We start from the raw sequence: 25,342 nt of genomic DNA, 5'->3' as shown, positions 1-25,342 counted from the left end.
CAACACTCGTCACGCGCATACCTCCCGATCGGATGGCCGCCCCACTGATCGCAGACGGCCGGACTTCCTGAGCACTGAGCCCGTCCGGCTCCACCGCCACACCGCGTGCGGACCGAATCGGCTATCCAGTATGCCGGTCATCGCCCACCCCGGTCGGACCGGACCACTTCAGCAGTCGGGTCGTGCTTGCCCGTCCTGCCGGTCGCCCTGGACGGGGACCGGCAGGACTGCGCTCAGCGCGGGTCGGACTGGACGCCGACGCCGCTGACCATGCTGCGGACCTGGCGCGCGGCCACCGACAGGGTGGCCAGGTCGTGGGTGCCGGATTCGAACAGTTCCGACAGGGCGGCGCGGGCGCGGCCGAGTCGGGCCTGGTTCTTCGACTCCCAGTAGGCGATCTTCTCCTCGGCGGTCTCCTCCGGATCACCGGCCGAGAGCACGTCCAGGGTGAGCGAACGCAACGAGGAGTACATATCGTCGCGCAGCGCGAGCCGGGCCAGGGCGTGCCAGCGATCACCGCGTTCGAGGTGGCTGACCGCCTGCAGCAGCCAGTCGACCTTGAGGTGCTCGTTGAGCGCGTAGTACAGCGCGCCCACCTCGGCGCCCTCGCGCTCGGTGATATCGGCGATATCGATGACGTCCAGCAGCGGGAACAGGTTGAGCAGGCCGATCACCTCGGTGGCCAGAGCCTCCGGTGCACCGCGGGCGATCAGTTTCGTCGACTGTTCCTCGAGGGTGTCGATGTGATGACCGCGCAGCCATCCGGTCACCTGCGGCGCCAACTTGCGCACCGATTCGCTGTAGCGATGGATTTCCGAACCCACCGCGACCGGCTGCGGCCGGTTGCTCAGCAACCACCGCGAGGCCCGGTCGAGCGTGCGCTTGGTCTCCAGCTCGAGATCGTCCTTGACCGCGACCGAGGTATCCGCGGCGCGGATCCGCTCCCAGATCGAGTGCAGATCGAAGATCTGGCTCGCCGCCGCGAACGCCCGCGCCGAATCACCGGCACTCGCCCCGATCTCCTCGCTCAGCCGATGCGCATAGGTGATGCCACCCAGATCCACCATCTCGTTGACGACCATGGTGGTGACGATCTCGCTGTGCAGCCGGTGCCGCTTGATCGCCGCGCCGAACCGCTCACGCAGCGGCACCGGGAAGTACTCCGGCAGCCGCGCCGAGAAGTACGGGCTGTCGGGCAGATCCGTCTCGAGCAGGTCGGCCTTGAGCGAAAGCTTCACGTGCGCCATGAGATTCGCCAGTTCGGGCGAGGTCAGACCGGTTCCGGCCTCGGCCCGGCGGTTCATCTCCGCATCCGAGGGCAGCGCCTCGAGTTCCCGGTCCAGTCCCCGACGCTCCTGGAGATCGTCGATGACACGCATGTGCACATTCAGCATCCGCGGCGCCTCGGTGCGCGACATACCCATCAGGAAGTTCTGGGATACGTTGTCCGCCAACACCATCGAGGACACGTCGTCGGTCATCGAGGCCAGCAACGGATTGCGGTCGGCCGCGGGCAGCTCACCACTGGTCACCACGCCGTCCAGCAGGACCTTGATGTTGACCTCGTGGTCCGAGCAGTCCACGCCCGCGGAGTTGTCGAGCGCATCGGTGTTCATCTTGCCGCCGTTGGCGCAGAACTCGATCCGGCCGAGAGCGGTGGCGCCGAGGTTGCCGCCCTCACCGATCACCTTGACCCGCATGGCATTCGCGTTGACGCGGATCGCGTCGTTGGCCTTGTCGCCGACATCGGCGTTGGACTCGGTGGACGCCTTCAGATACGTGCCGATTCCGCCGTTCCACAGCAGATCCACCGGGGAGAGCAGGATGGCGCGCATCAGCTCCGGCGGCGAGAGCGAGGTGATGTTGTCGGCCAGGCCCAGCGCGGCGCGCGCCTGCGGGCTGATCGGCACCGCCTTGACCGTGCGGTCGTAGACGCCGCCACCGGCACTGATCAGCGACCTGTCGTAATCCGCCCACGACGACCGCGGCAAACCGAACATCCGCTCCCGCTCCGCGAACGACGACGCAGCATCCGGACTCGGATCCAAGAAAATATGCCGATGATCGAACGCGGCCACCAGACGAATATGCCGCGACAACAACATCCCGTTACCGAACACATCACCCGACATGTCACCGACACCCACAACCGTGAAGTCCTGGGACTGCGTATCCACGCCCAACTCGGCGAAGTGCCGCTTCACACTCTCCCAGGCGCCCTTGGCCGTGATACCCATCGCCTTGTGGTCGTACCCCGCCGAACCACCCGAGGCGAACGCATCACCCAGCCAGAACCCGTAGGCCTTCGCGACCTCGTTGGCGATATCGGAGAACGTCGCCGTGCCCTTGTCCGCCGCCACAACGAGATACGTGTCGTCACCATCGCGGCGCACCACACGCTCGGGCGGAATCACCGCACCCGTCGCATGATCCACATTGTCCGTCACATCCAACAGACCCGAGATGAACGTCCGATAACACGCGACGCCTTCGGCCTGCATCGCCTGCCGATCCACCGCCGGATCACCCGACGGCGTGGGCGGCTGTTTCACCACGAAACCACCCTTCGCGCCCACCGGCACGATCACCGCATTCTTCACCGCCTGCGCCTTCACCAAACCCAAGATCTCGGTCCGGAAATCCTCCAACCGGTCCGACCACCGCAACCCACCACGAGCCACCGGACCGAACCGCAGATGCACACCCTCGACCCGCGGCGAATACACGAAAATCTCGAACTGCGGCCGCGGCCTGGGCAATTCGGCGATCTCCCGGGGCTCCACCTTGATCGACAGGTAGGACCGGGGTTCACCGTTCTCGTCGGTGCGGTAGTAGTTGGTCCGCAGAGTGGCCTTCACCAGGCTCAGGATCGCGCGCAGGATGCGGTCGGCATCCAGGCTCACCACCTCGTTGATCCGCTCGGCCACCTGCTGCTCGAGCTCGGCGGCCCGCTCCGGCGAGGCGGAATCCGGGTCGAACATCGCCGCGAACAGATCCACGAACAGCCGCGCCACGTCGGGGGCGGCCAGCAGCACCCTGGCGATATTGGCCTGGCTGTACGGGAAGTCGGCCTGCTGCAGGTATCGCGAGTAGGTACGCAGGATCGAGACCGTGCGCCAGTGCAGACCGGCGCGCAGGACCAGTTCGTTCAGCGCGTCCGCCGACGCGCGGCCGTACCAGAGCGCATCGAACGCTTCGGTGAACCGCTCGCGCAGACCACGCTCCTGGGCGGCCACCACCTCGAGCCGGTCGGACGTCTCGACGAGCTCGGCGTCCATGTTCCGGTTGAGCGCACGGCTCAGCAGATCCGGGCGGGCCTGCAGGCCGAAGTCGTAGATCCAGCACTCCCGGTCGTCCAGGAATGCCATCTGATAGGGGCGCTCGTCGACCACCTCGACGCCCAGACTCTGCAACAGCGGCAGGACCTGGCTCAGCGAGATGCCGCAGCCGACATAGAGCGTGAAACGCCATGAGCCGGAAGCGGATCCGGGTCGGCGGTACAGGTGCTGCTCGATGCGGTCGCCACCCAGATGCTCGAGCCGCACGATATCGGCCAGGGCGCGGGCCGGATCGAAATCCGCCTTGTACGCCTCGGGCAGAGCGTCGGAATACCGTTGCACGACAGCGGGATCGAGCACCGTGGAGCTGGAGACCACCTCGCGCAGATCGTCGTCCCAGGTGTGGCTGGCCTGGCCGAGCAGGTCCTGGATGCGCAGCCGATTCGCCTCCGAGGCATCCACCGGCGTACCCGGCTGGGCGAGCCGCACCGTGAAATACACACTGGCGAGCTCGTTCTCGGATACCCGCGCGGAGTAGTCGATGGAGACACCGCCGAGCTCACGGACCAGAATGTCCTGCATTTCGAGCCGGACCGCGGTGGTGTAGCGATCACGCGGCAGATACACCATGCAGGCCACGAAACGACCGTAGGCGTCCGAGCGCAGGAACAGCCGAACCTGCCGCCGCATACCGACATTCAGCACCGCACTCGCCGTGCGCCGCATCGTCTCCGCATCCGAGGAGAACAGTTCGGTGCGCGGGAAGGACTGGATCACCTCGAGCATGCCCTGCCCGGAGAAGGACTCCAGATCGAATCCGCTGGCCTCGATGACCGAGCGGACCCGGCGCTCGATCACCGGAATGTCCAGCACGTTCGCATGCAGGGCGGTCACCGTGAACACACCGATGAAGACATGTTTTCCGACCAGCGCCCCGGAGTCGTCGAAGTCCGCGACACCGATGAAGTAGGGGTAGACCGAGCGGTGGACCGTGGCCGGCACCAGGCCCTGGGTCAGCATCAGCAGCGGGCGGTCACCGCCGTTGACCGGGACGCGGAAGTCGGTGCCCACGTCCGGACGCAGCACACCGAGGCAACTTTCCGACACCACAACGGATTTCGTCGCCGTCGCGGCGCGCTCGTACCGGGCGTACCCCAGGACGGTGAAGTGGCCGTCGGCCAGCCAGCGCAGCAGATTCGCGCAGTCGATCAGATCCGTCGAGGAGAACGGCGCGGTGCCGTTCTTCGCCGCGCGCCGCAGTTCCCCGGCGAGGGTGTCCTGCACCGCGCGCATGGCCTGGGTGTCGCCGATGACCTGACGTACGTCGGTGAGCACGTCGGGTATCTCGTTCTCCACGCGCGCGAGCAGTTCGCGGCTGGTCGAGGGATGCAGTTGCACATGCATCCACGACTCGCGCAGCCCGATCATCCCGTGGCCGTCCACCTCGTGCGGAGCCACGGATTCGAGCCGGCCGTCGGCGTCGCGGATCACCTCGAAGATCGGGTGGATCACCTCGCTGACGCTGACTCCGATCCGGGTCAGCGCCGCGGTGACCGACTCGACCAGCATCGGCATATCGTCGGTGACCAGCTGTACCGCCGCACCCAGTCCGGTGTTGTCGTCGGGATGATGAACCAGGACGCGACGCTCGCCCGCACGCCGCTGCATACCGAGCTCGAGGTGTCGGCGGAACACCAGACTCGAACTTCCGCTGATAGCACAGTCCACATCGCCGGCATCCACGTGGCGGAAATAGGCTTCCTCGAGCGTCGCGAGTTCGCCTCGCAGCGGCTCCGGTAACCCCGCCGCCCACGCGGCACTGGACAATTCGGACGAGACCGTCATTTTCTTCGCCAACTCCTCGGATTCGGTTCCGTAACAAAGTGACGCCGGAGTCGAGGGTAGCTGGGCGTCGCGAACACTGGAGGAAATCCTTCCCAAAGTCCAGGCGACGCCCAGCCGCCGATGCGGCCCGGTTGGTCCTACCTCACGCGGGCACGACCGCACTACCAGGTGGAGCCCGACATATATTGCGCCCGTTGCCTATTGGCCGATTCTATCCAATTGTGGCGAAACACACGTTTCGTCTGAGGGTTACCGTGCGGTAGCCGTGCCGTGCCGGGATCAGTCCCGGGTCAGCTTGCGGTGGGTGACCCGATGCGGACGGGCCGCCTCCGGGCCGAGGCGCTCGATCTTGTTGGCCTCGTAGGCCTCGAAGTTGCCCTCGAACCAGAACCAGGATGCCTCGTTGTCCGAATCACCTTCCCACGCAAGGATATGCGTGCAGGTGCGGTCCAGGAACCAGCGATCGTGGGAGATGACCACGGCACAGCCGGGGAACTGCTCGAGCGCGTTCTCCAGCGAACTCAGCGTCTCCACGTCCAGGTCGTTGGTCGGCTCGTCGAGCAGGATCAGGTTGCCGCCCTGCTTGAGGGTCAGGGCGAGGTTGAGGCGGTTGCGCTCACCACCGGAGAGCACTCCGGCCGGCTTCTGCTGATCCGGGCCCTTGAACCCGAACGCGCTGACGTAGGCGCGCGAGGGCATCTCCTGGCTTCCGACCTCGATGAAGTCCAGCCCCTCCGAAACGACCTGCCACACATTCTTCTTCGGGTCGATACCGGCACGGTTCTGGTCGACGTAGCTGAGCTTGACCGTCTCGCCGACCTTCACCTCACCGCTGTCCGGCGACTCGAGTCCGACGATGGTCTTGAACAGCGTGGTCTTACCGACACCGTTCGGGCCGATGACACCGACGATTCCGTTGCGCGGCAACGTGAACGACAGATCCTTGATCAACTGCCGGTCGCCGAAGGCCTTGTCCAGGTGCTCGACCTCGACCACGACATTGCCCAGGCGCGGCCCCGCGGGAATCTGGATCTCCTCGAAATCCAACTTGCGGTGCTTCTCGGCCTCCGCGGCCATCTCCTCGTACCGGCCCAGACGAGCCTTGTTCTTGGCCTGCCGGGCCTTGGCGCCGGAACGGACCCAGGCCAGCTCCTCCTTGAGGCGCTTCTGCAGCTTCTGGTCCTTCTTGCCCTGGACCTCGAGCCGCTGTGCCTTCTTCTCCAGGTAGGTGGAGTAGTTGCCCTCGTACGGGTAGGCGCGGCCGCGATCGAGCTCGAGGATCCACTCGGCGACGTTGTCCAGGAAGTACCGGTCGTGGGTGACGGCCAGGACGGCGCCGGCGTAACTGGCCAGGTGCTGCTCGAGCCACAGCACGCTCTCGGCGTCGAGGTGGTTGGTCGGCTCGTCCAGCAGCAGCAGATCCGGCTTGCTCAGCAGCAGTTTGCACAGCGCGACGCGACGACGCTCACCACCGGAGAGGTTGGTGACCGGCTCGTCCGGCGGCGGGCAACGCAGCGCGTCCATGGCCTGTTCGAGCTGGGAGTCGATATCCCACGCGTCGGCGTGGTCCAGGTACTCCTGGAGCTTGCCCATCTCGTCCATGAGCTCGTCGGAGTAGTCGGTCGCCATCAGCTCGGCGATCTCGTTGAAGCGGTCCAGCTTGACCTTGACCTCGCCGAGGCCCTCCTCTACGTTGCCGCGGACGGTCTTTTCCTCGTTCAGCGGGGGTTCCTGCTGCAGGATGCCGACGGTCGCGCCGGGCGCCAGGAACGCATCACCGTTGTTGGGCTGATCCAGTCCGGCCATGATCTTCAGCACGCTCGACTTACCGGCGCCGTTCGGCCCGACGACACCGATCTTGGCGCCGGGAAGGAAGTTCAGGGTCACATCGTCCAGGACGACCTTGTCGCCGTGTGCCTTACGAACTTTCCTCATCTGGTAAATGAACTCAGCCATATCCCTCACCCTAGTGGTTTCGAACGGATCAACCGCACCCGGCCAGCGAATCCGCCCAGCTAGGCAACGGGTTTTGTCCCGGTTCCGGAAGCCGTGCCGATCACGGCATCGATGGCAGCGCGGAGCGATCGTATCGCTCGCACCCGAACGGCCTCACCCGCGCCCGGAGGCGTCGGCGTCGAGGGCTGCCACGAGCGAGTCGGCGGACTCCGGCGACGGTCTGCCGACCTCGTGCGCAGACGGGGCGACCGCGGTATCGGAGAACACCGGACCCGACGGTTTACCGTGACTGCCGCGACGCAGAACGCTGGCCGTGCAGCGGCCCAGATCCGGCCCGAGCGCGCTGGCCCGCAGTTCCAGATCCTGCCGGGAATGCCCCTCCCTGGTGCGATATTCACTCGAACGCAGCTGCCCGTAGACCAGGATCGGATCACCCACGCTCAGCGAGGCGCCGACCCCCTCGACCAATCTGCGCCAGCAGTTCACCGTGACGTACACGGTTCCGTTGTCGACCCAGTCCCCACTGCCGCGATCGAGTCGGCGGGCGGTGCTGGCCATCCGGAAGGTCACCAGTTGCTGACCATTGGGCAGGCTGCGCCGCACCGGATGGGTGACCACATTGCCGACCAGTGCCGTATATGCCTCGTACATGACTCCACCCCTTGACATTTCGACGTTGGCATCAAGCCTCGCCGATCATCGAGGGGCATACCAGAGCGATTCCCGATTTGGGGATAACTTTCGCCTTGTGAGCAGATGATGTTCCGGATTTCTCCGGCCACCGCGCTAGAACGTGGTCAGATCGGTATTGGCCCCGGACAACACGACGACCGGCCGTTCTCCCGGCTCCGGCACATACGCCCCGCTCTGGATCGCGGCCAGTGCGGTCGCCCCCGCGGGCTCGACCACGATCCGGAACTCGCGCCACAGATATTCGCGCGCCATCGAGATCGCGTCGTCGCTCACCAGGACCGAGCCGACGGCGTAGCGCTGCGCGATCTCCATCGCCAGATCGCCGATCCTGGTCGCGCCCAACGCATCCGACGCGATGCTGTTGATGTGCACGTCCACCGGGCGTCCGGCGGCGAGGGCGGCGTTCAGGGTCGGCGCGCCCGCGGGTTCGACCCCGATCACCCGGCCGCGCAGCCCCAGCGCGGCCGCGATTCCGGCCACCAGCGCACCACCGCCCACCGGCACCAGAACGGGCGGGCGGGCCCGCACCTGACGTTCGATCTCCAGCCCGATCGTGCCCGCACCGGCGACCACCTCGGGCAGGCCGTACGCGTGCAACTGCAGTGCCCCGCGTTCGACCGCGAGTTCCTCGGCGTACCGAGTCGCCTCGCCGTAAGTCGTTCCGTGCCAGAGCACTTCGGCGCCGTAGGCCCAGATCGCGGCGACCTTGGTGTGCGGCGCGGATTCGGGCACCACAACCGTGCACGAACGCCCCAGGATCGCGCAGGCCAGCGCGGCCGCGATACCCGCGTTGCCGCCGGAGGCGACGACCACCGGACGCTCGTCGTTCCCGGAGGCGAGCAGCGCGTTGAGACTGCCGCGCACCTTGAAGGTGCCGCCGTGCTGGAGATACTCGAATTTCAGGCTCACCGCGACCGGCCCGTGCGGACCGGCGACCTCGGTATGGCAGACCGGCGTCACCCGGACGTGGCGACCCAGTCGCCGACGAGCGGCACGCACGTCGGAGCGGTACAGCCGTGGCACTCGCCCCACTGTGGTCACCGCTGTTCCCGGTCGTGCCGGGCCAATTCGGCGAACATGGCATTGTGCGCGGCGAGGTCGGCGTCGTGATCGCGGTCCGCCGCGCGATCGATGCGTTTGGCCTCGCGCGAATCGCTGCGCGACCACTGGATCAGCAGCGCCAGCATGACCACGACCAGCGGCAACTCACCGCTGGCCCAGGCCAGGCTGCCGCCGGTGTGCTGGTCACCGAGCAGATCCTGATTCCAGCTCAGCCCCAGCGAGCGATAGAACCAGCCGCCCATCACCGTGGTCATACTCATCAGCGCCACACCGAAGAAGGCGTGGAAGGGCAGCGAGCCGAAGACCATGCCGACCTTCGTCAGCGGCTGCACCTGCCGCGGTTTGGGGTCGATGCCCAGCACCACCCAGTAGAACAGGTAGCCCGAGACCAGGAAGTGCAGATTCATCGCCAGATGCGCACCGTGCTCGTCGAGGACGGCGTTGAAGATTCCGCCGAGATACAGCGCGTAGAACCCGGAGATGAAGAACACCGCGGCGACAACGGGATTGGTCATGAACCGCGAAACCGGATTGTGTACCGCGGCCAGAATCCATTCCCGCGGCCCGGGGGGCGCGTCGCGACCGGCCGCGGGCAGCACCCGCAACGCCAGCAGCACCGGACCGCCCAGCGCGAACAGGATCGGCGCGAGCATCGATAACATCATGTGCTGTGCCATGTGCACGCTGAACATGGCCGGTGCGTATCGGCCGACGCCGGAGCTGGTGGCGATCAACAGGATCGCGCATCCGGCCAGCCAGGAGATGGTGCGGCCGACCGGCCAGGCGTCACCGCGTGCGCGCAGGCGGCGCACGCCGATCAGATACAGCACGGCCAGCACGATCGACAAAGTCCCGAAGATCAGATCGAATCGCCAGTCGAACAGGATCCGGGCGATCGTCGGTGGTCCGGGCAGGTCGTAGCCGATCTCGACCTCGACCGGCGAGGGCACCGTCTTCAGATCGGGGGGCGGGGTCCGGCCGAGCCCGACCGCGAGCCCGATCGTGGCAGCGAAGACCAGCGCCTCCACACCGGCGAACCGGATGAGCGCGCCCCGATCCCCCGGGTCGGCGGCCAGTGCGGGAATCGCCTTGCGCCGTTGCAGGAATCCGATCAGGCCCAGTGCGCACAGCGCGACCGTCTTGGCGACCACGAGTTGCCCGTAGGTCGTGGTGAACACATCGCTCAACGGCACCCGCACCCAGGCGTTGATCACACCGCTGATCGCGACGACGCCGAACGCACAGGTCGCGACCGCCGAGAACCGCCGGGTGGCCAGATCGGTGTGCGCACCGCCGCGCAACGCGTGCGCGAGGACGGCGAACAACCCGCCCGTCCACACCGTCACCCCGACCAGATGCAGGATCAGGCTGTTGGTGGCGAGGTCGTGCGCACCGCCCGAGGAGGAATGCCCGGTCAGCGTGATCGGCAGCAGACAGCCCAGCGACAGGGCGAACAGCGGCGGCGTCCAGCCCCAGCGCAACGCGAGCCGACAGGCGACCGCCAGGACGAAGGCCATGATCGCCGTCGTCCGCCACGCTCCGGCGACCTCGACCTGACCGATCGCATGCCACACCTGTTCCGGCCGCAGTGTCCGGAGCACCGGTTGCCCGGTGGTGTCCGACAACGTCAGCGGCACCAGCAGCGCCGCCGTGCCCGCCCACACCAGCGCGCAGATCCCGGCCCGGCGCAGCGCGCGATATCCGGCCACGTCGAGCAGGCCGTTGTGCTGCGGCGGGGTGAGGAATGCGGCGAACAGCAGCGATCCGACCGTCAACGCCCCGGACAGATCCGTGATCGCCCGCACCGCCGGAAGCCCGTAGGTGGTCAGCGGGCCGGGATCGGGAATCCCCAACAGGGTCAGTGCCTGCGCCGCGGACAGCCCGACGATCAGTGGCGCGACGAATGCCGCGACCGCGACCGCCATCGTGGTGAGCGCGGAGAACGTCGACGCGGACTCGGACCGAGGGGCCTGGCTGTCAGGTTCGGTGGACGTGTCCTGCGGTGACGACATGCATCGAGCGTAATGCGGTCCGCACCGCACAGCGGCCCCGCCCCAGCCGTCGACGCACCCGCTGTGACCCTGCCGACACGCCCGCGAGTTGCTCTGTCAACTCACTGTGGCGCGAGTCCGAACATCTCCCGATACGGGGTGATCCTGAGATCGGCTCCTTTCAGCCGTGCGGTGGCCTCGGCGCCGAGCACTCCCGCCTCCGGCGAATAGGACGCACCCCCGCCGGGTCCGAGCGGCAGAGCTATCGCGTCGGGTCCGGGTCGATGTTCGCGCAACTCCCCGACGCCGCCGATCAGCGCCCGGATATTCGCCGCGACCACTTCCGCGTGCAGACCCGCGGCCTTGGCGGTCTTCCCGTCGGCCGTGGCCACCAGGTCGCCGACGGCGAATACCCGGTCCTGGCCGCGCAATCGAAGTTCGGGAGTGACCTCCAGATACCCGTCGGCCCGCCGGGCTTCGGACAGCTCTGCCGCCAGATAATCGGACACCGGCCGCACGCCGAAGCAGCGGAACCAGATGTCGGCCTCGATCGTGCGGCCCGACCGGGTGACCGTGGTGAAGGTCGCGAGTTCTCCGGCACGCGAGGGCGGATCGGCGCGCAGCCCCGTGCCCAGGATCACCTCGACGCCGAGTTCGGCGAGTTGCCGCCGCAATTCGGCGCGAAGGTCGGGATGGAAACCACCGCCGAGGATGTCCTGCGCCGGGTCGAGAAGCGTCACCGATCTGCCCGGCCAGGCCGCGGTGATCTCACCGGCCAACTCCAGGCCGACCGCGCCCGCACCGAGCAGCAGAACTCGTTCGGCCGCCGCCAGCTCCGCGCGCGCGGCATGGAATCGCGCCTTCGCGGCCGCGCTGTCCTCGTCGTCGGTCTTGGCCGGGAAGGGATAGGCCGAGCCGGTCGCGAGCACCACGAAATCTGCGTCGATCCGTTCGCCGGAGCCGAGTTCGATCTTCGACGCGTCGACCCGTACGGCGCGCTCGCGCAGGACGCGCCCGCGACGCAACAGCTTGTCGTAGGGAAAGAACAGCCGGTCGGTCCACGCCGGGTCGGTCAGCCCGCGCAGTGCGGCCACGTTGTAGACGAAGGCATCACGCGGTTCGACAATGGTCACATCCGCGATGTCATCCAATGCCTTCGCAACCGCTGTACCGCCGAATCCGCCGCCGATGACAACCACGTCAACCATGAACCCTCCAAGTTCGCACAACGTACTGTTGACTGTACGAACTAATTTAGTTCGTACAGCCAACAACATGCAAGCGGCAGTAAAATAGCGGCGACCGGTTCCCAGGAGGTTTCGTGACCACAACCGTCGAACAACTACCCCTCGCCGAGGCCCTCGTGCGGCTGTCGCACCGGGTGCAGCAGGTGTTCGCCGAGGTCAGCCGCAGACACGACCTGACTCCCCAGCAGGCTCAGCTGCTGTGCCGACTCGCGGCCGGACCGGTCGGCATGTCCGATCTGACGCGCTGGCTCGCACTGGAGAAATCGAGCCTGACCGGCCTGGTCGATCGCGCTCAGCGGCGAGGTCTCGTCGTGCGCATCCCCCATGAGACGGACCGCCGCGCATTCCAGATCGCCCTGACCGACGCCGGAGCCGCCCGCGCCGAAGCCACCCACCGAGCCGTCATCGCTCAACTGGACGCTCTGCTGACGACCGTCTCCCCCGCCCACCGCGAACAGCTCTCGACCCTGATCACCGACTCGATCCTGGATACTCCCCGCTGACATGCCCGCGAGTTGCTCTCCGGAAACCAGGGCGAACCTGGACGGTCGCTATACTCGCCTCACTGGACAGCACGCCTGGAAAGCGGCATGGTGTTTGGTGCCGCACTGCCTCCGTAGCTCAGTTGGATAGAGCAAGGGCCTTCTAATCCCTAGGTCGCAGGTTCGATTCCTGCCGGGGGCGCTCAGCGCTCTGACCAGCGCCAATACCGCTGGCTCCAGAGATACCCGGCCCGCGCAGCGCTCAAACACCTGGGAACTACTCCAGAATCCGCGGCCTGGAAGAGAGCGAGAACGACCACCGTGCCGCCATCCGCGCACACCTTCGCGACTTCTCCGGGTGCGGGCGGGCAGGGTCCTCGATCCCCGAGAGTTGTTGCAGCTCAGTCGGCGTCCGTCGAACGCAGGTCGGTGAAGGCGCCGGCTCGTGCGGCGAGCGTGGCGGTGGCGGCCGCGCGGTCGGGCAGTTGCGGGTCGGGTGGGGTGCGCAGCAGCACCAAGTGGTGGTAGAGCGGTGCGGTCGCGGCGATCAGCAGGGCGCGGGCGTCGGTGTGAGCCGGGAGCTCGCCGCGGTTGATCGCACGCTGGATGATGATTTCGGACTGGGTGTAGCGGTCCTCCCACAGTCGACGCAGGGCCTGAGCCGCTTCGACGGAGCGGAAAGATACCGCGATCAGTGCGGTCGCGATCGAAGGTTCCTCGGTCAGCGAATCCTGGATCTCCTGGTTGAGCGCGGTCAGATCGCCACGCAGGGAGCCGGTGTCGCGGGGCTGCCAGTCCAGGTCGCCGGCTGCGGCGAAGAGGTCACCGATCATGCCGCCGATGTCACGCCAGCGGCGATACACCGTGGTGCGGTGCACTCCCGCGCGGGCGGCGACCGCGTCGACGGTGAGCGTGTCGTAGCCGTGCTCGGTCAATTCCGCGCGAACCGAGTCGAGGACCTGGGTGCGGATGCGGGCGGTTCGGCCGCCCGGTCGTGGCTGCGGCAGGGGGCGCGGGGACTCGCCCGGGAGCAGTGGGGAACTCATCGTCGGTAATCCGGTTGCTCGATGGGGCATGATGCGACAACATCCTAATGCAACATTCGTCGCACTAGTGCGGTGTTCTCCGCTCATCGAAAGGGTTTCCGATGCCTGATCCGTCTGCGCCCGCGGATCCGACCGTGCTGCACCCGATGCCCGGCCAGCCTCGGGTGGTGCTGCTGAAACCGCTGATCACCTCGGCTCTGATCGAGGTCGGCGAGTTCACCTACTACGACGATCCCGACGACGCGACCGCGTTCGAAACCCGTAACGTGCTGTACCACTACGGGCCGGAGAAGTTGATCATCGGGAAGTTCTGCGCTCTGGCGACCGGAGTCGAGTTCGTCATGAACGGCGCGAACCATCGCATGGACGGCCCCTCGACGTTCCCTTTCCCCACCATGGGCGGCTCCTGGTCACAGCATTTCGACCTACTCACCGACCTGCCCAACCGAGGCGACACCGTCGTCGGCAACGATGTCTGGTTCGGCCGCGGCAGCACGGTGCTGCCCCGCGTGCGGATCGGCCACGGCGCCATCATCGCCGCCGGTGCGGTGGTCACCGGTGACGTGCCCGATTACGGCATCGTCGGCGGCAATCCGGCCCGTCTGATCCGAACCCGGTTCGACGAGGAGAGCATCGCCCGGCTGCTGACGGTGGCTTGGTGGGACTGGCCGATCGAACACATCACCGAGCATGTCCGCACGATCATGTCCGGCAGCATCGCCGACCTGGAAGCCGCTGTCCCCGTTCGCGAATGCCATTCGCCGCAACCCGGAGACGAGTGATACTCCGTGCCTCGTCGCCCTGCCCACCTCGCGATGATCGGGATCCCGATCCTCAGCCACATCCTGCCCAGCCTCGAGATCATCCGTGAGCTGGTGTCCCGCGGCCATCGCGTGACCTACGCCAACGACCCGGCCGTCGCCGACCTGATCACTGCCACCGGCGCCGAATTCGTTCCCTGCACCTCGCTGCTGCCGGTCGCCGACGACAACTGGCCCGACGATCCCATCGACATCCAGAATCTGTTCCTGGACAACGCAGTTCAGGCACTACCGCAGTTGCGTTATGCCTATGGGCAGGACCGCGCCGAGCTTTACCTGTACGACATCGGCGCCTACGCCGCACGCGCCCTCGCCGAGGCCCAGGACCGCCCGCTCCTGCAACTGTCCCCGACGTTCGTGGCGTGGCAGGGCTTCGACCAGGACGTCACGGCGGCCCTGCGTCAACTCCCCGGAGCCGAGGCATACCGGACCAGGTTCGCGCGGTGGCTCGTCGACTGCGGCGCGTCGACCCTCGACGTGGACGCCTTCTCCGGCCCGCCGAGCCGGGCACTGGCATTGATTCCCCGGGTGATGCAACCGCACGCCGATAGGGTCGACACCGACACGGTGACATTCGTCGGCCCGTGCTTCGACCTGCGCCCGGAAGCCGAGAGCTGGACTCGCCCCGCCGATGTGCAGAACGTCTTGTTGATCTCCCTGGGCTCGGCGTACACGCGCCGACCGGAGTTCTACCGCCGATGTCTGGCGGCGTTCGGTGAGCTGCCCGGCTGGCACGTCATCCTGTCGATCGGAAAGCACACCGACGCAACGGAACTCGGGGATATCCCGCACAACGTCGAAGTACACTCCTGGGTGCCCCAGCGGGCGATTCTGGAACGGGCGGACGCATTCGTCACCCACGCCGGCATGGGCGGCTGCGGTGAAGGACTGCTCGCGGGGGTGCCGATGATCGCCGTGCCCCAGGCCGCCGAACAGTTCATCAACGCCGACCGGCTCGTCGAACTGGGGGTGGCGCGCCGCATCGACACCCAGGACGCCCCGGCCGAGAACCTGCGGGCGGCCCTGCACGACCTGGTCCACGACGCCGAGGTCGCCGCTCGCTCGGCGCGGCTGCGCGCCGACGCTCGCGTCGAGGGCGGCACCCGACGAGCCGCCGACCTGATCGAGAACACGCTGAACCGAGCCCTGGCCACGCACTGACCCGCCACGGTCGGCCGCAATCACGTTCGACGCCAACGGAATCGGCGGGCAATTCTGCCGATTCGCGGCGAACACGATGCGAGAGATACCCGAAATCGGGCTGCCGCAGTCATTTTCGAGTGCGTTACAGTTCGGCTGAACACCGAACGACTGCATCGTCGCACCGTCCCGTCACAATGGGGCGTGAGCGAATCCAACACGTGCTCGGTTCTCGTGCACGCACCCGCGCCGCCGGGCGGGAGGTCCGCGGCCGGCGGCAATCAAGTCGATTGGGCGACCATCGATGCCGGGCCGGCCGCGATCGCCGTGGTGCACCGCGACATCAAGCCCGCCGACATCCTGCTCACCGGTCCCGCCTCGGCGCCGGTGGCCAAGCTCGCCGATTTCGGGCTGGCCAAGGCATTCGATCGGGCCGGGCTGTCGGGCCACACGATGACCGGATCGAGCGCCGGAACGATGGCGTTCATGGCCCGCCCCCAGCTGACGGACTACAAGTTCGCGAGGCCGGAGGTCGACGTCTGGGCGATTGCGGCGACGCTGTACTACATGCTCACCGGGCAGACGCCGCGGCAGTTCCCGCGCGGCTCCGATCCGATCGCCGTCGTGTTGCGCGAGGATGCGATCCCGATCCGGAGCCGGAATCCCGAGATCCCGCAGCGGCTCGCGGCGATCATCGACGAGGCGTTGATCGATCGCCCGAACATCCGCATCGTCAGCGCGAATGAGCTGCCGCAAGCATTGCTGAACGCGCTGTGAAACCCCGTAGGGCCGGACGGCTCGGTCGCGGCCCTACGAGGTCCTGGCTCTCCGGCCGTACGGCCGGAAAACTCAGGGAGCCACGAAGCCGATCGGGCCGTCGGAATGGAATCCGTGCGCGATCAGCGCGGCCGCACCCGGCGAGGTGTCGACGGCCGCGGCCCAGCGGTTGTTGTAGCTGAAGCGCAGCAGCGGGTGGTCACCGATCTCCGGACCGTCGTCGATCCAGCCGATCACGCCTTCGTCCACGCACTGGGTGTTCTTGATGTCGCGGTCCGCGATCGCCAGCATGTACGACGGGTGCTGGCTGGACTTGAGCCGCAAGCGGTGCACCGCGACCCGGTTGGGCCCGGGGGCGGTGTGCACGCGGCCGAGATCCTCGACCTTGGTGAAGTGGAACTTGCTCACCGCGGACGCCGCCTCGGACTGGTTGGCGGTGAAGAAGAACCCGGTGTTCCGCGGGTCGCGCGATCCGTCGTTGAAGGTCGCGAACTCCTGCAGGGTGACCAATTCGTCCGCCACCGGCTTGGCGGGAGCCGCCTCCGCCCGCGGCAACTCACCGGGCGTCGCGTACATCATCGACGCGAAAGCCAGTGCGGCAGCGAGGCCTCCGGCCAATCCGATCCGAACAGTGAACCTCTTCACGTGACACCTTTCATCCGACCACGGAAATAATTCAGGCACAGTGTAATTGCATCACCCGTTCACACCACCGTGGGCGAGCCCGACACGGGCGTCATCTCGAACCGAGAAATTACCGGTCAGCGGGATTTGTACGAATTACCGCCGTATTCGCCGAGCAGTTCGTCCAGGATTCGTACCGACAGGGTCGTCTCGTTCGGCGCACATGCGCCACGCGGCGACCGGCGCGAGCAAGGAGTGTGGCCGTGAAAGTGCATCTGCAGGTGGACGGTTCGCCGGAGAAGGTGTCGCGGCACGCACAGGAGATCGCGGAACTCGGCGCGGACGGTCTGTTCACCTTCGAGGGCCCGCACGACACGTTCTTTCCGCTGGTGGTCGCCTCGGGCAGTACCGATCTCGAGCTGATGACCAATGTCGCCATCGCCGGACCTCGCAGTCCGATACATCTGGCGCATGCGGCCTACGATCTGCGGTGCTACAGCCGTGGCCGGTTCCGGCTGGGCCTGGGATCGCAGATCAAAGCGCATATCGAGCGACGCTACAGCGCTCGATGGGACCGGCCGGTCGCGCGAATGGCGGAGACGGTCGCGGCGATCAAAGCGATCTTCGCGGCGTGGGAAGGCACCGAACCGCTGAATTTCCGCGGGGAGTTCTTCACGCACACGCTGATGCCGCCGAATTTCGTCCCCGGTCCGAATCCGTACGGACCGCCACCCGTTCTGGTCGGAGCACTCGGCCCGCGGATGACGACGATGGCGGCGGAGACGGCCGACGGCCTGCTGGTGATGCCGTTCAATTCCACTCGTCATTTCGCCGAGCGCACCATCCCGGCCGTGCAGACCGGACTCGAGCGAACCGGACGGTACGCCGAGGACTTTCAGATCATCGCCCAGGTGATGGTCGCGGTGGGACGTACCGAGCAGCAACTCACCGCGGCCATCGAAGGGGTGTCCGGGCTGATCGCCTTCTACGGGTCGACCCCGGCGTACGTTCCGGTGCTCGAGGTCGAGGGGTGGGCCGAGGTGATGCCCGAGTTGAACGCGCTGTCCAAGACCGGCCGGTTCGCGCGGATGCGCGAGCTGATCACCCCCGAGATGGTGGCCACGCTGGCCGTGGTCGGCAGCCCCGAGGAATGCGCCGACCAGATCCGCACACGATTCGCCGGACGCGCGAGCGAGGTGTGCTGCTATTTCCCGGGTTACCGCGAAGCACCGGCCGACGTGGCCGACCTGGTCGCGGCACTGCACCGGGCGTGAGCGGACCTGCGAACGAATTCGTCGGGCCGGACGGCTCGATCATCGTGAATCGGAAGCGGTGCCCTGTGATCCGACGAGTTGCGCGGCCTCTTCCTCGGACTGCGCGGCAGGCGCCGAACCCCACATCCGACGGCCGTTGGGCTCCTGCAGGAAGTACACCGACACCGCGCCGATCACGCCCGCGATGATCAGGTAGTAGGCGGGCCAGTTCAGGTCGCCGGTGGCTCCCACGAGTGCGCCGACCACCACCGAGGTGGTGCCCGCGAACAATGAGACCGCGACGTTGAACGACACCGACAGACCAGCGCCGCGCACTTTCGTCGGGAACAGCGAGGGCAGGGTGGAGGGCATCGTCGCGCTGAAGCAGATCAGCGTCAGGCCCATGATCAGCAGGCCGAGGAAGACCGCGAACGCGTTGTTCATGCGGACCAGCAGCACCATCGGGAAGGCCAGCACGATCAGCGCGATGATGCCGCCCCAGATGATCGGTTTTCGACCGACGCGATCGGACAGCAGACCCAGCAATGGAATGGTCAGCAGCGCAATCGCCATCACCACGATCTGCAACCACTGCGAGGTCGTGGAGGACACTCCGCCACCGGTCGAATCGGGCACCGTCGAGGTGACGTAGGTCGGCATGTACGAGGTCAGCATGTAGTTGGTGACGTTCCAGACGATGACCAGTCCCATGCAGACCAGCACATACGGCCACAGCTTGGCCAGAATCTTCGCCTCGTCGCCGGTCTTGTTCGCCTTCTCCCGATCCTCGGATTCCTTCTCCAGCGCGGCGAATGCCGGAGTGTCGGCCAGCCGCATCCGCAGATATACGCCGACGACGCCCAGCGGCAGCGCGACGAAGAACGGCAGTCGCCATCCCCAGGACAGCAGCTGATCGTGCGACATCGTCGCATCGGCGAGGGTGACGATCAGCGCGCCGAGCAGATATCCGGTGAAGGTGCCGAATTCCAACCAGCTGCCGAGGAATCCGCGGCGGCGATCCGGCGCGTACTCGGCGATGAACGTCATCGCATTGCCGTACTCACCACCGGTCGAGAAACCCTGCAGCAAACGCGCGCACAGCAGCAACATCGGCGCCCACAGGCCGATCGAGTTCTGGTCCGGGATACAGCCGATCGCGAAGGTGCCCGCGGCCATCAGGATCATGGTCGTGGCCAGCACCTTGTTACGACCGACGCGGTCCGCGAGCGGTCCGAAGAACATCCCGCCGAACGGGCGGACCAGGAATGCCACCGCGAACAGCCCGAAGGTCGCGATCGTGCCCGCGGTATTGCCCAGGTGGGAGAAGAACACCTCTTTGATGGTGGGCTCGAAATAGGCATAGACGCCGAAGTCGTACCACTCGGTGATGTTGCCGATGCTCGCAGCGCCGATGGCCCGGCGGATGACAGGCGGATCGGTGACGACGATGTCGTCGAGCGACCAACGCCTCGGACGTTCGCGCGGGGTCAGCACATTCACCGGATACGGCCTCCTCAGCAGACGACAACCTCCCGATCCCGCACCACGCCCGCCGAGCACCTCTGCAACCCTCGACGAATACCGTCCGGCCGGGATCAGCCTTCTCAGGCTAGGGGATCATCAGCGATTCGCGAGCGAACTTCCCCGGACCGAGGACCGTATGTGACCATCGGCCCTTGACAGGCGCACCCGGTCGTGACCTCCGACCGAGATGTTCTGCTCGACCGGAAACGCACATCCGCCCACCTCGCGGCGCGGATCGCGCGGCGGGCGCAACGCCGCTGGTCGATTGATAGCCGGGCTCAGCGTTTTGTGACGACGTTCACCAGTCGCGGCGCACGCACGATCACCTTCGTCATCGAACGACCCGCCAAGGCGTCGGTGACGGCGGCCAGGGCGAGCTCTCGCAGACTCGTCTCATCGATGTCGCCGGGCACCACCAGGCGGTCGCGCAGTTTGCCGTCGATCTGGACGATGCAGGTCGCGGTGTCGCGCTCGAGCAGCGCCGGATCGGCCGTCGGCCAGCCCGCGTCGGACACCGAGGGCCGGTGGCCGAGACGTTCCCCGGACTCCTCGGCGGTGAAGGGCGCGAAGCACGAGGACATCCGGACCAGCGCTTCGACGCCCTCGCGGACGACCGGATCGGCCGGTCCCGGGCTCGGTGAACGGCAACAGCCCCAGATCGTGGAGCGCCTTGGTGAGGAACCGGGCATACAGCAGGTGGCCGGTGGCGTGCTCCCGGCCACCGATGTACTCGTCCACCGGCAGCCAGCGCGCGATCCGGGCGGGATCGAACGGGCCTTCGGTGAACCGCGGATTCGGGTATCGCAGGAAGTACCAGGACGAGTCGACGAAGGTGTCCATGGTGTCGGTGTCACGCCGGGCCGCCGCGCCGCAGCGCGGGCACGACACGCTGACCCACTCGTGCGCACTGGCCAGTGGTGCGCGGCCGTCGTCCGGGCGCAGCTGGTAACCGTTGTCCGGCAGCCGGACCGGCAACCGGTCGTCGGGCACCGGCACCTGCCCGCACTCGGCGCAGTGGATGATGGGAATCGGTGTGCCCCAAAATCTCTGCCGCGACAACAGCCAGTCCCGCAGCCGATAGGTGACCGCGGCCTCGCCGATACCCCGCTCCGACGAGATCGGCGACGATCGCCGCGCGAGCCTCGGCGCTGGAGCGTCCCGTGAAGTGCCCGGAGCAGATCAGCACTCCCGCACCCGTGGTGGCCACACCTGTCCGCGCCGGATCCGCCTCGCCGGTGTCGACCACGGTGCGCACCGGAATACCCAGTGCCCGAGCGAAATCCAGATCGCGCTGATCGTGTGCGGGCACGGCCATGACCGCGCCGGTACCGTAGGTCGCGAGCACATAGTCCGAGGCGTAGACCGGAATCCGTTCGCCGTTGGCCGGATTGACCCCGTACCGGCCCAGGAACACGCCCGTCTTGGTCCGATCCGTGGCCAATCGCTCGATATCGGTACTAGCCGACACTTTCCGGGCATAGGAATCGAACACGTCCCGGCACTCCGGTGCGCACAACTGCGCGGCCAGCGGAGCATCGAAGGCGAGCACGAAAAACGTTGCACCGAACAGGGTGTCGGGACGAGTGGTGAAGATCCGCACCGGCTCCGGGTGCCCCTCGACGGTGAAGTCGATGTGTGCGCCCTCCGAATGTCCGATCCAATTACGTTGCATGGTCAGGATTTCCGCGGGCCAGCCCGGCTCGAGCTGATCCATGTCGTCCAGCAGCCGCTGGGCGTAGTCCGTGATCCGGAAGAACCACTGGGTGAGGGCGCGTTTGATCACCTCGGTCCCGCATCGCTCGCATCGGCCCTCGACGACCTGCTCATTGGCCAGGACGGTTCGGTCCTGCGGGCACCAATTCACCATGGCGTCATCGCGATACGCCAGACCGCGTTCGTACAGCCGCAGGAACAACCACTGGTTCCAGCGGTAGTACTCCGGATCACTGGTGTGCAGCCGAGTGCGTCAGTCGAACGAAACTCCCAGTCGCCGAAAGGAATCCGCCTGAGTCTCGATATTGGCGTAGGTCCACTCACGCGGATCCAGGCCCCGTTCGAGCGCGGCGTTCTCCGCGGGCAGTCCGAAGGAGTCCCAGCCGACCGGGAACACCGTGTCGTAGCCCCGCATCCGGGAGAACCGCGCCATCGCGTCACTGATCGAGAACACCTCGCCGTGCCCCATGTGCAGATCACCCGACGGATAGGAGAACATGCTCACCACACAGCGCCGCGGCCGATCCAGCTCATCGGTGCGCCGATCCGCCGCGAAAGTGCCGAGTTCGTCCCACACACCGAGCCATTTGTCGATCACGGCCTGCGGATCGTAGGTCTCGTCGCTGTTCGCGGGTTCGAAGGTGTTCATCGCTCGGGCTCGCTCTGCTCGGGAATCACATCCGGTGGGAACACCACTCGATCACGAACAACGGCAGCGGCGCCACCGGATATCTCGTGACCACGCACGCCTTCCCCGCCGTCGAGGACGAGCGGCCATGTCACGCCCCCGGCTTCGGACGACGAAAACCGCCGGACCGGACACCTGCACCGCCGCCATCGTTACCGCGATCACACCCGTACCGGAATGGCCGAGACCTCGGCGGTGTTGTTCGGGCGACCGGATATCGACAATCGAGTCGCCGAATCGGAAGGAAATATGCTCCATGTCACAAGAATCGGCCGGTGAGCCCTCGATCGATCTGGACGGATTGTTCACCGAGTTCGACACGGGATCGCTGCGACTGCGGAACCGGTTCGCGATGGCCCCGATGACGCGCGTGAAATCCCCTGGCGGCGTGCCCAATTCGGAGAACATCGAGTACTACCGCGAGCATGCCGCCGGCGGCGTGGGGCTGATCATCACCGAGGGGACCTACGTTCGCGGCCCGGCGGCCGGACCGCTCTCGGGTGTTCCGCGGTTCTACGGCCAGGACAGTGCGGTCGGTTGGCGCGCGGTGGCCGAGGCGGTGCACGCCGAAGGCGCGGCCATCGTGCCGCAGCTGTGGCATACCGGTGTCGACCGGGGGAACGAGCCCGAATTCGAGCCGCAGACCCCGTCGGTGAGCCCGTCCGGCATCGATCACGCCGGAGCGCCGGTGGGGCGGGCGCTGACCGCCGATGACCTGGACACTCTCGTCGCCTCCTACGTGGAGTCCGCGGTGCTGGCCCGGCAGCTCGGCTTCGACGGTATCGAGATTCACGGTGCGCACGGCTATCTGCTCGACCAATTCTTCTGGGACGCAACCAATCACCGCACCGACGACTACGGTGTGACACCACGTCGCCGCGCGGCGTTCCCGGCCCGCGTGGTCGCGGCCGTGCGCGAGGCCGTCGGCCCCGACTTCCCGATCATCTACCGCTATTCGCAGTGGAAGGGCGTCGACTACACGGCCCGCATCGCCGCCACCCCCGGCGAGCTCGAGGAGTTGCTCACCCCGCTCGTCGACGCCGGAGTCGACATCTTCCACACCTCGCTGCGACGGCACTGGCTGCCCGAATTCACCGATTACGCAGAAGATCTGAGCCTTGCCGGATGGACCAAGAAGATCACCGGCCGACCGGTGATCACCGTGGGTTCCGTCGGTGTGGACAGCGTCTTCCGCGGTGATCAGATCGACGAGACCCAGGCCGACCGGTTCCGCTTCCTGAACGAGCAGTTCGACCGTGGCGAATTCGACGTCGTCGCGCTGGGACGCGCCCTGCTCGCTGATCCGGAGTGGGTGAACAAGGTTCGCGACCAACGGCTTTCGGAGATCACGCCGTTCCGGTAGTTCGCGATGGCGATCTCAGCCGAGTACGCGGGCGCGTATCGACGCCGCCCACTCGACGTATTCGACATTCGCGCCGTCGGGGTGATCGAGGTAGGCGAATCGACCGGTCGGCCCCGTATGGGGCCCGCCGGTGATTCGCGCGCCCGCGGCAGTGAGACGGGCGAGCAGTTCGTCCAGGTCGTCGACGATCACCGGGCCGACGGTCGAGCGATAGCGATCCACGGCCTCGGGTGGTCCGGCGATGAGCAGGAAGTCACCGATCGCGGCCAGTTCCGCCGCTTCGAACCCGACCCTGAGATCGGGCGGCGTACCCACGATCTCCTCGTAGATCGGCAACGCGACGTCCAGATCGTCGACGAACAACCGGGCGTAGGTCTTGAGAATCCGCATGTGCGGGACGCTACGGCGGATCCGGTGACGGCGGCAGTACGCACTCGAAGGTGAGCGGTGAATCCCGACGACGAGCAGCAGCGGCGCGCACGCGATATCGCGGTGCGGGTCTTCGCCGTGGTGTCGACCAAATGGGGACTGCGGGTGCTGGAGGAGGTCGGCGACGGACGACATCGCTTCCGCGAACTGCACCGCGCGATCGAGGGCATCAGTTTCAAGATGCTCACCCAGACCTTACGGGAGCTCGAAAACCACGGGCTGATAAGCAGATTCGATCACCACACCGCCAACCCGCACGTCGACTACACGCTGACCGAGGCCGGAATCGGACTCGTGGAGACGGTGCACGGACTGTGCACCTGGTCGCGCACCCACCTGGATCGATTGCTGGATACCCCTGCTTATCAGTCTGATTCGTCGCGCTGACCACTTATCGCACCGGCAGCTCACCACGATCTCGGTGGTCCCCGGCGTCACACCGTCACGCCTGCCGATATTTCGCACTTGCCGCGAGCGAGGTCTCGACCTCGACCCGATCTGCACACCCCCGGACAGCTCGCAGTAACTCCGCGTGGAACTGCTGCCAGGACTGTCGGGCCACAGCCGGTCAGGTGGTCCGGGTCGGGTGGAATGCGCTCGGCGGAGTACCGGTCTCGCGCTGGAACATGACCGAGAACGCGGCCGGGGTGTCGTAACCCAGATCGGCGGCGACCGCGGTGACCGAATCTCCCAGGGCGAGAGCGTGAATGGCATGCACCACACACGCACGCTGACGCCAACGCTGGAACGTCGATCCGGTCTCGGCGCGGAACAACCGATTGAAAGTCCGCGAGCTGACCCGTAATCGGCGAGCCCAGTCCTGCGGCGTCGATCGAATCGTCGGCGCGGACCCGAACTCCTCGCAGAGTGCGCGCAGATCCGCACGCACCGGCAAGGTGAGTTCGAAGGGCAACGGAGTCAACGTCGCGAGCTCGTAGAGCAGCAGATCGATCAGCGAGCCGTCCCGGCCGCGCAGGTTGTACTCCGGCGGCAGATCCACCGCGGCGAGGATCAGCTCCCGCAACAGCGGCGAGACGTCCACCACCCGGCAACGAGACGGAAACCACGGCGCCGCAGTGGGTTCCAGGTACAGGCTGCGGGTGCTGACGCCCTCCATCAGCACCTCGTGGTCGACTCCGGGCGGGATCAACACGGCGCGGTGAGTCGGCACCGTCCACGTTCCGTGGGTGGTATCGACGCGCATGACGCCGCTGGCCGCGTACAGCACCTGGGCGCGGCGATGCCGGTGCGCGGCCAGGAGATGCCGCGGCGGATAGTCGGTGCCGATCGCCAGTACCGCGCGATCGATCCGATCGACCGCATCCACCGGTACGTTCCGCACGACGGTCAGGCTACTCGGGCTGGCGTATTCTCGAAAGAGACCGGCAGATCATCGAATGTGCGACGGTG

Annotated in this window: 20 protein-coding genes, 1 tRNA gene and 2 pseudogenes; 8 read left to right on the top strand and 15 right to left on the bottom strand. The window is 66.7% G+C overall.

The features are described from left to right. Positions 1–233 precede the first annotated feature (233 nt). The 6 genes from ON40_RS44430 to ON40_RS44405 form a co-directional block, all read right to left on the bottom strand. Complete coding sequence (locus ON40_RS44430) at positions 234–5,123, bottom strand: NAD-glutamate dehydrogenase (protein WP_040831802.1); 4,890 nt, start codon at positions 5,121–5,123, stop codon at positions 234–236. Between the two features lie 279 nt (positions 5,124–5,402). Next, entirely contained in the window at positions 5,403–7,079 is a 1,677-nt protein-coding gene (gene ettA / locus ON40_RS44425) for an energy-dependent translational throttle protein EttA (RefSeq protein ID WP_040831801.1), read from the bottom strand. Positions 7,080–7,232: 153 nt separating this feature from the next. After that, on the bottom strand, positions 7,233–7,730 hold the full coding sequence (gene ssb / locus ON40_RS44420) for a single-stranded DNA-binding protein (protein WP_063713227.1): 498 nt from the start codon (positions 7,728–7,730) through the stop codon (positions 7,233–7,235). Positions 7,731–7,865: 135 nt separating this feature from the next. Further along, entirely contained in the window at positions 7,866–8,813 is a 948-nt protein-coding gene (locus ON40_RS44415) for a threonine/serine dehydratase (RefSeq protein ID WP_245568265.1), read from the bottom strand. Next, a complete protein-coding gene (locus ON40_RS44410) occupies positions 8,810–10,846 on the bottom strand; it encodes a bifunctional copper resistance protein CopD/cytochrome c oxidase assembly protein (RefSeq protein WP_040831800.1) in 2,037 nt (678 codons plus the stop codon). Before ON40_RS44410 ends, ON40_RS44415 begins: the two co-directional genes overlap by 4 nt. Before the next feature lie 101 nt (positions 10,847–10,947). Continuing rightward, complete coding sequence (locus ON40_RS44405) at positions 10,948–12,033, bottom strand: FAD-dependent oxidoreductase (protein WP_040831799.1); 1,086 nt, start codon at positions 12,031–12,033, stop codon at positions 10,948–10,950. Between the two features lie 113 nt (positions 12,034–12,146). On the opposite strand from ON40_RS44405, the gene ON40_RS44400 reads away from it, so the two are divergent. Continuing rightward, positions 12,147–12,575, top strand: a complete 429-nt coding sequence (locus tag ON40_RS44400) for a MarR family winged helix-turn-helix transcriptional regulator (RefSeq protein ID WP_040831798.1) — start codon at positions 12,147–12,149, stop codon at positions 12,573–12,575. 107 nt (positions 12,576–12,682) lie between these two features. Further along, positions 12,683–12,756 (top strand) — tRNA-Arg (locus ON40_RS44395). A gap of 199 nt (positions 12,757–12,955) precedes the next feature. Here ON40_RS44395 and ON40_RS44390 read toward each other — a convergent pair. Further along, the gene (locus ON40_RS44390; RefSeq protein WP_051194535.1) at positions 12,956–13,600 is read right to left on the bottom strand and encodes a TetR/AcrR family transcriptional regulator; all 645 of its coding nucleotides are present in this window, start codon (positions 13,598–13,600) and stop codon (positions 12,956–12,958) included. A 101-nt stretch (positions 13,601–13,701) separates the two neighbouring features. Here ON40_RS44390 and ON40_RS44385 point away from each other — a divergent pair, with 101 nt between their 5' ends. The 3 genes from ON40_RS44385 to ON40_RS44375 all read left to right on the top strand — a co-directional run bounded on the left by ON40_RS44385 (position 13,702) and on the right by ON40_RS44375 (position 16,338). Then, positions 13,702–14,382 (top strand): CatB-related O-acetyltransferase, encoded by a 681-nt coding sequence (locus ON40_RS44385; protein WP_040831796.1) that lies wholly within the window; start codon positions 13,702–13,704, stop codon positions 14,380–14,382. 33 nt (positions 14,383–14,415) lie between these two features. Then, complete coding sequence (locus ON40_RS44380; protein ID WP_040831795.1) at positions 14,416–15,582, top strand: macrolide family glycosyltransferase; 1,167 nt, start codon at positions 14,416–14,418, stop codon at positions 15,580–15,582. Between the two features lie 183 nt (positions 15,583–15,765). After that, positions 15,766–16,338 carry a protein kinase domain-containing protein gene (locus ON40_RS44375; protein WP_051194534.1) on the top strand — a complete coding sequence of 191 codons (573 nt, stop codon included), beginning with the start codon at positions 15,766–15,768 and terminating at the stop codon, positions 16,336–16,338. A gap of 72 nt (positions 16,339–16,410) precedes the next feature. On the opposite strand, the gene ON40_RS44370 is transcribed toward ON40_RS44375, so the two are convergent. After that, entirely contained in the window at positions 16,411–16,983 is a 573-nt protein-coding gene (locus tag ON40_RS44370; RefSeq protein WP_040831794.1) for a hypothetical protein, read from the bottom strand. 242 nt (positions 16,984–17,225) lie between these two features. Between ON40_RS44370 and ON40_RS44365 the strand changes: the two genes are divergently transcribed. Then, positions 17,226–18,236 (top strand): TIGR03617 family F420-dependent LLM class oxidoreductase, encoded by a 1,011-nt coding sequence (locus ON40_RS44365; protein WP_040831859.1) that lies wholly within the window; start codon positions 17,226–17,228, stop codon positions 18,234–18,236. A 39-nt stretch (positions 18,237–18,275) separates the two neighbouring features. Here ON40_RS44365 and ON40_RS44360 read toward each other — a convergent pair whose 3' ends face one another. From ON40_RS44360 to ON40_RS54165, 5 genes and pseudogenes are all read right to left on the bottom strand, one after another. Next, a complete protein-coding gene (locus tag ON40_RS44360; protein ID WP_040831792.1) occupies positions 18,276–19,715 on the bottom strand; it encodes an MFS transporter in 1,440 nt (479 codons plus the stop codon). Between the two features lie 302 nt (positions 19,716–20,017). Continuing rightward, positions 20,018–20,461 carry a class I tRNA ligase family protein gene (locus ON40_RS54175; protein WP_218008984.1) on the bottom strand — a complete coding sequence of 148 codons (444 nt, stop codon included), beginning with the start codon at positions 20,459–20,461 and terminating at the stop codon, positions 20,018–20,020. A 154-nt stretch (positions 20,462–20,615) separates the two neighbouring features. Continuing rightward, positions 20,616–20,798: pseudogene (locus ON40_RS56450) on the bottom strand (hypothetical protein); the annotation flags it as partial. Positions 20,799–20,916: 118 nt separating this feature from the next. Next, positions 20,917–21,696 (bottom strand): annotated as a pseudogene (locus ON40_RS54170) (class I tRNA ligase family protein); the annotation flags it as partial. 9 nt (positions 21,697–21,705) lie between these two features. Next, complete coding sequence (locus ON40_RS54165; RefSeq protein WP_218008982.1) at positions 21,706–22,101, bottom strand: class I tRNA ligase family protein; 396 nt, start codon at positions 22,099–22,101, stop codon at positions 21,706–21,708. Between the two features lie 295 nt (positions 22,102–22,396). On the opposite strand from ON40_RS54165, the gene ON40_RS44350 reads away from it, so the two are divergent. Further along, positions 22,397–23,503: an NADH:flavin oxidoreductase gene (locus ON40_RS44350; RefSeq protein WP_040831790.1), complete on the top strand. Its 1,107-nt coding sequence runs from the start codon at positions 22,397–22,399 to the stop codon at positions 23,501–23,503. Positions 23,504–23,518: 15 nt separating this feature from the next. On the opposite strand, the gene ON40_RS44345 is transcribed toward ON40_RS44350, so the two are convergent. Next, positions 23,519–23,893, bottom strand: a complete 375-nt coding sequence (locus ON40_RS44345; protein ID WP_040831789.1) for a VOC family protein — start codon at positions 23,891–23,893, stop codon at positions 23,519–23,521. A 57-nt stretch (positions 23,894–23,950) separates the two neighbouring features. On the opposite strand from ON40_RS44345, the gene ON40_RS44340 reads away from it, so the two are divergent. Next, positions 23,951–24,319, top strand: coding sequence for a winged helix-turn-helix transcriptional regulator (locus tag ON40_RS44340; protein WP_040831788.1), 369 nt, complete (start codon positions 23,951–23,953; stop codon positions 24,317–24,319). A gap of 181 nt (positions 24,320–24,500) precedes the next feature. Here ON40_RS44340 and ON40_RS44335 read toward each other — a convergent pair whose 3' ends face one another. Continuing rightward, positions 24,501–25,274, bottom strand: coding sequence for an AraC family transcriptional regulator (locus ON40_RS44335; protein WP_040831787.1), 774 nt, complete (start codon positions 25,272–25,274; stop codon positions 24,501–24,503). Positions 25,275–25,342: the final 68 nt, after the last annotated feature.

The organism is Nocardia jiangxiensis NBRC 101359, from assembly GCF_000308615.1.
GTDB lineage: Bacteria > Actinomycetota > Actinomycetes > Mycobacteriales > Mycobacteriaceae > Nocardia > Nocardia jiangxiensis.
The sequence above is the reverse complement of the archived record's forward strand: the minus strand, read 5'-3'. Positions and strand labels throughout refer to the sequence as shown.

Coding starts and splice junctions, on each gene's coding strand:
- ON40_RS44430 (WP_040831802.1), bottom strand. CDS start 5,123: ATGACGGTCTCGTCCGAATTGTCCAGTGCCGCGTGGGCGGCGGGGTTA.
- ettA (WP_040831801.1), bottom strand. CDS start 7,079: ATGGCTGAGTTCATTTACCAGATGAGGAAAGTTCGTAAGGCACACGGC.
- ssb (WP_063713227.1), bottom strand. CDS start 7,730: ATGTACGAGGCATATACGGCACTGGTCGGCAATGTGGTCACCCATCCG.
- ON40_RS44410 (WP_040831800.1), bottom strand. CDS start 10,846: ATGTCGTCACCGCAGGACACGTCCACCGAACCTGACAGCCAGGCCCCT.
- ON40_RS44405 (WP_040831799.1), bottom strand. CDS start 12,033: ATGGTTGACGTGGTTGTCATCGGCGGCGGATTCGGCGGTACAGCGGTT.
- ON40_RS44390 (WP_051194535.1), bottom strand. CDS start 13,600: ATGAGTTCCCCACTGCTCCCGGGCGAGTCCCCGCGCCCCCTGCCGCAG.
- ON40_RS44385 (WP_040831796.1), top strand. CDS start 13,702: ATGCCTGATCCGTCTGCGCCCGCGGATCCGACCGTGCTGCACCCGATG.
- ON40_RS44380 (WP_040831795.1), top strand. CDS start 14,416: ATGATCGGGATCCCGATCCTCAGCCACATCCTGCCCAGCCTCGAGATC.
- ON40_RS54165 (WP_218008982.1), bottom strand. CDS start 22,101: ATGAACACCTTCGAACCCGCGAACAGCGACGAGACCTACGATCCGCAG.
- ON40_RS44350 (WP_040831790.1), top strand. CDS start 22,397: ATGTCACAAGAATCGGCCGGTGAGCCCTCGATCGATCTGGACGGATTG.
- ON40_RS44345 (WP_040831789.1), bottom strand. CDS start 23,893: ATGCGGATTCTCAAGACCTACGCCCGGTTGTTCGTCGACGATCTGGAC.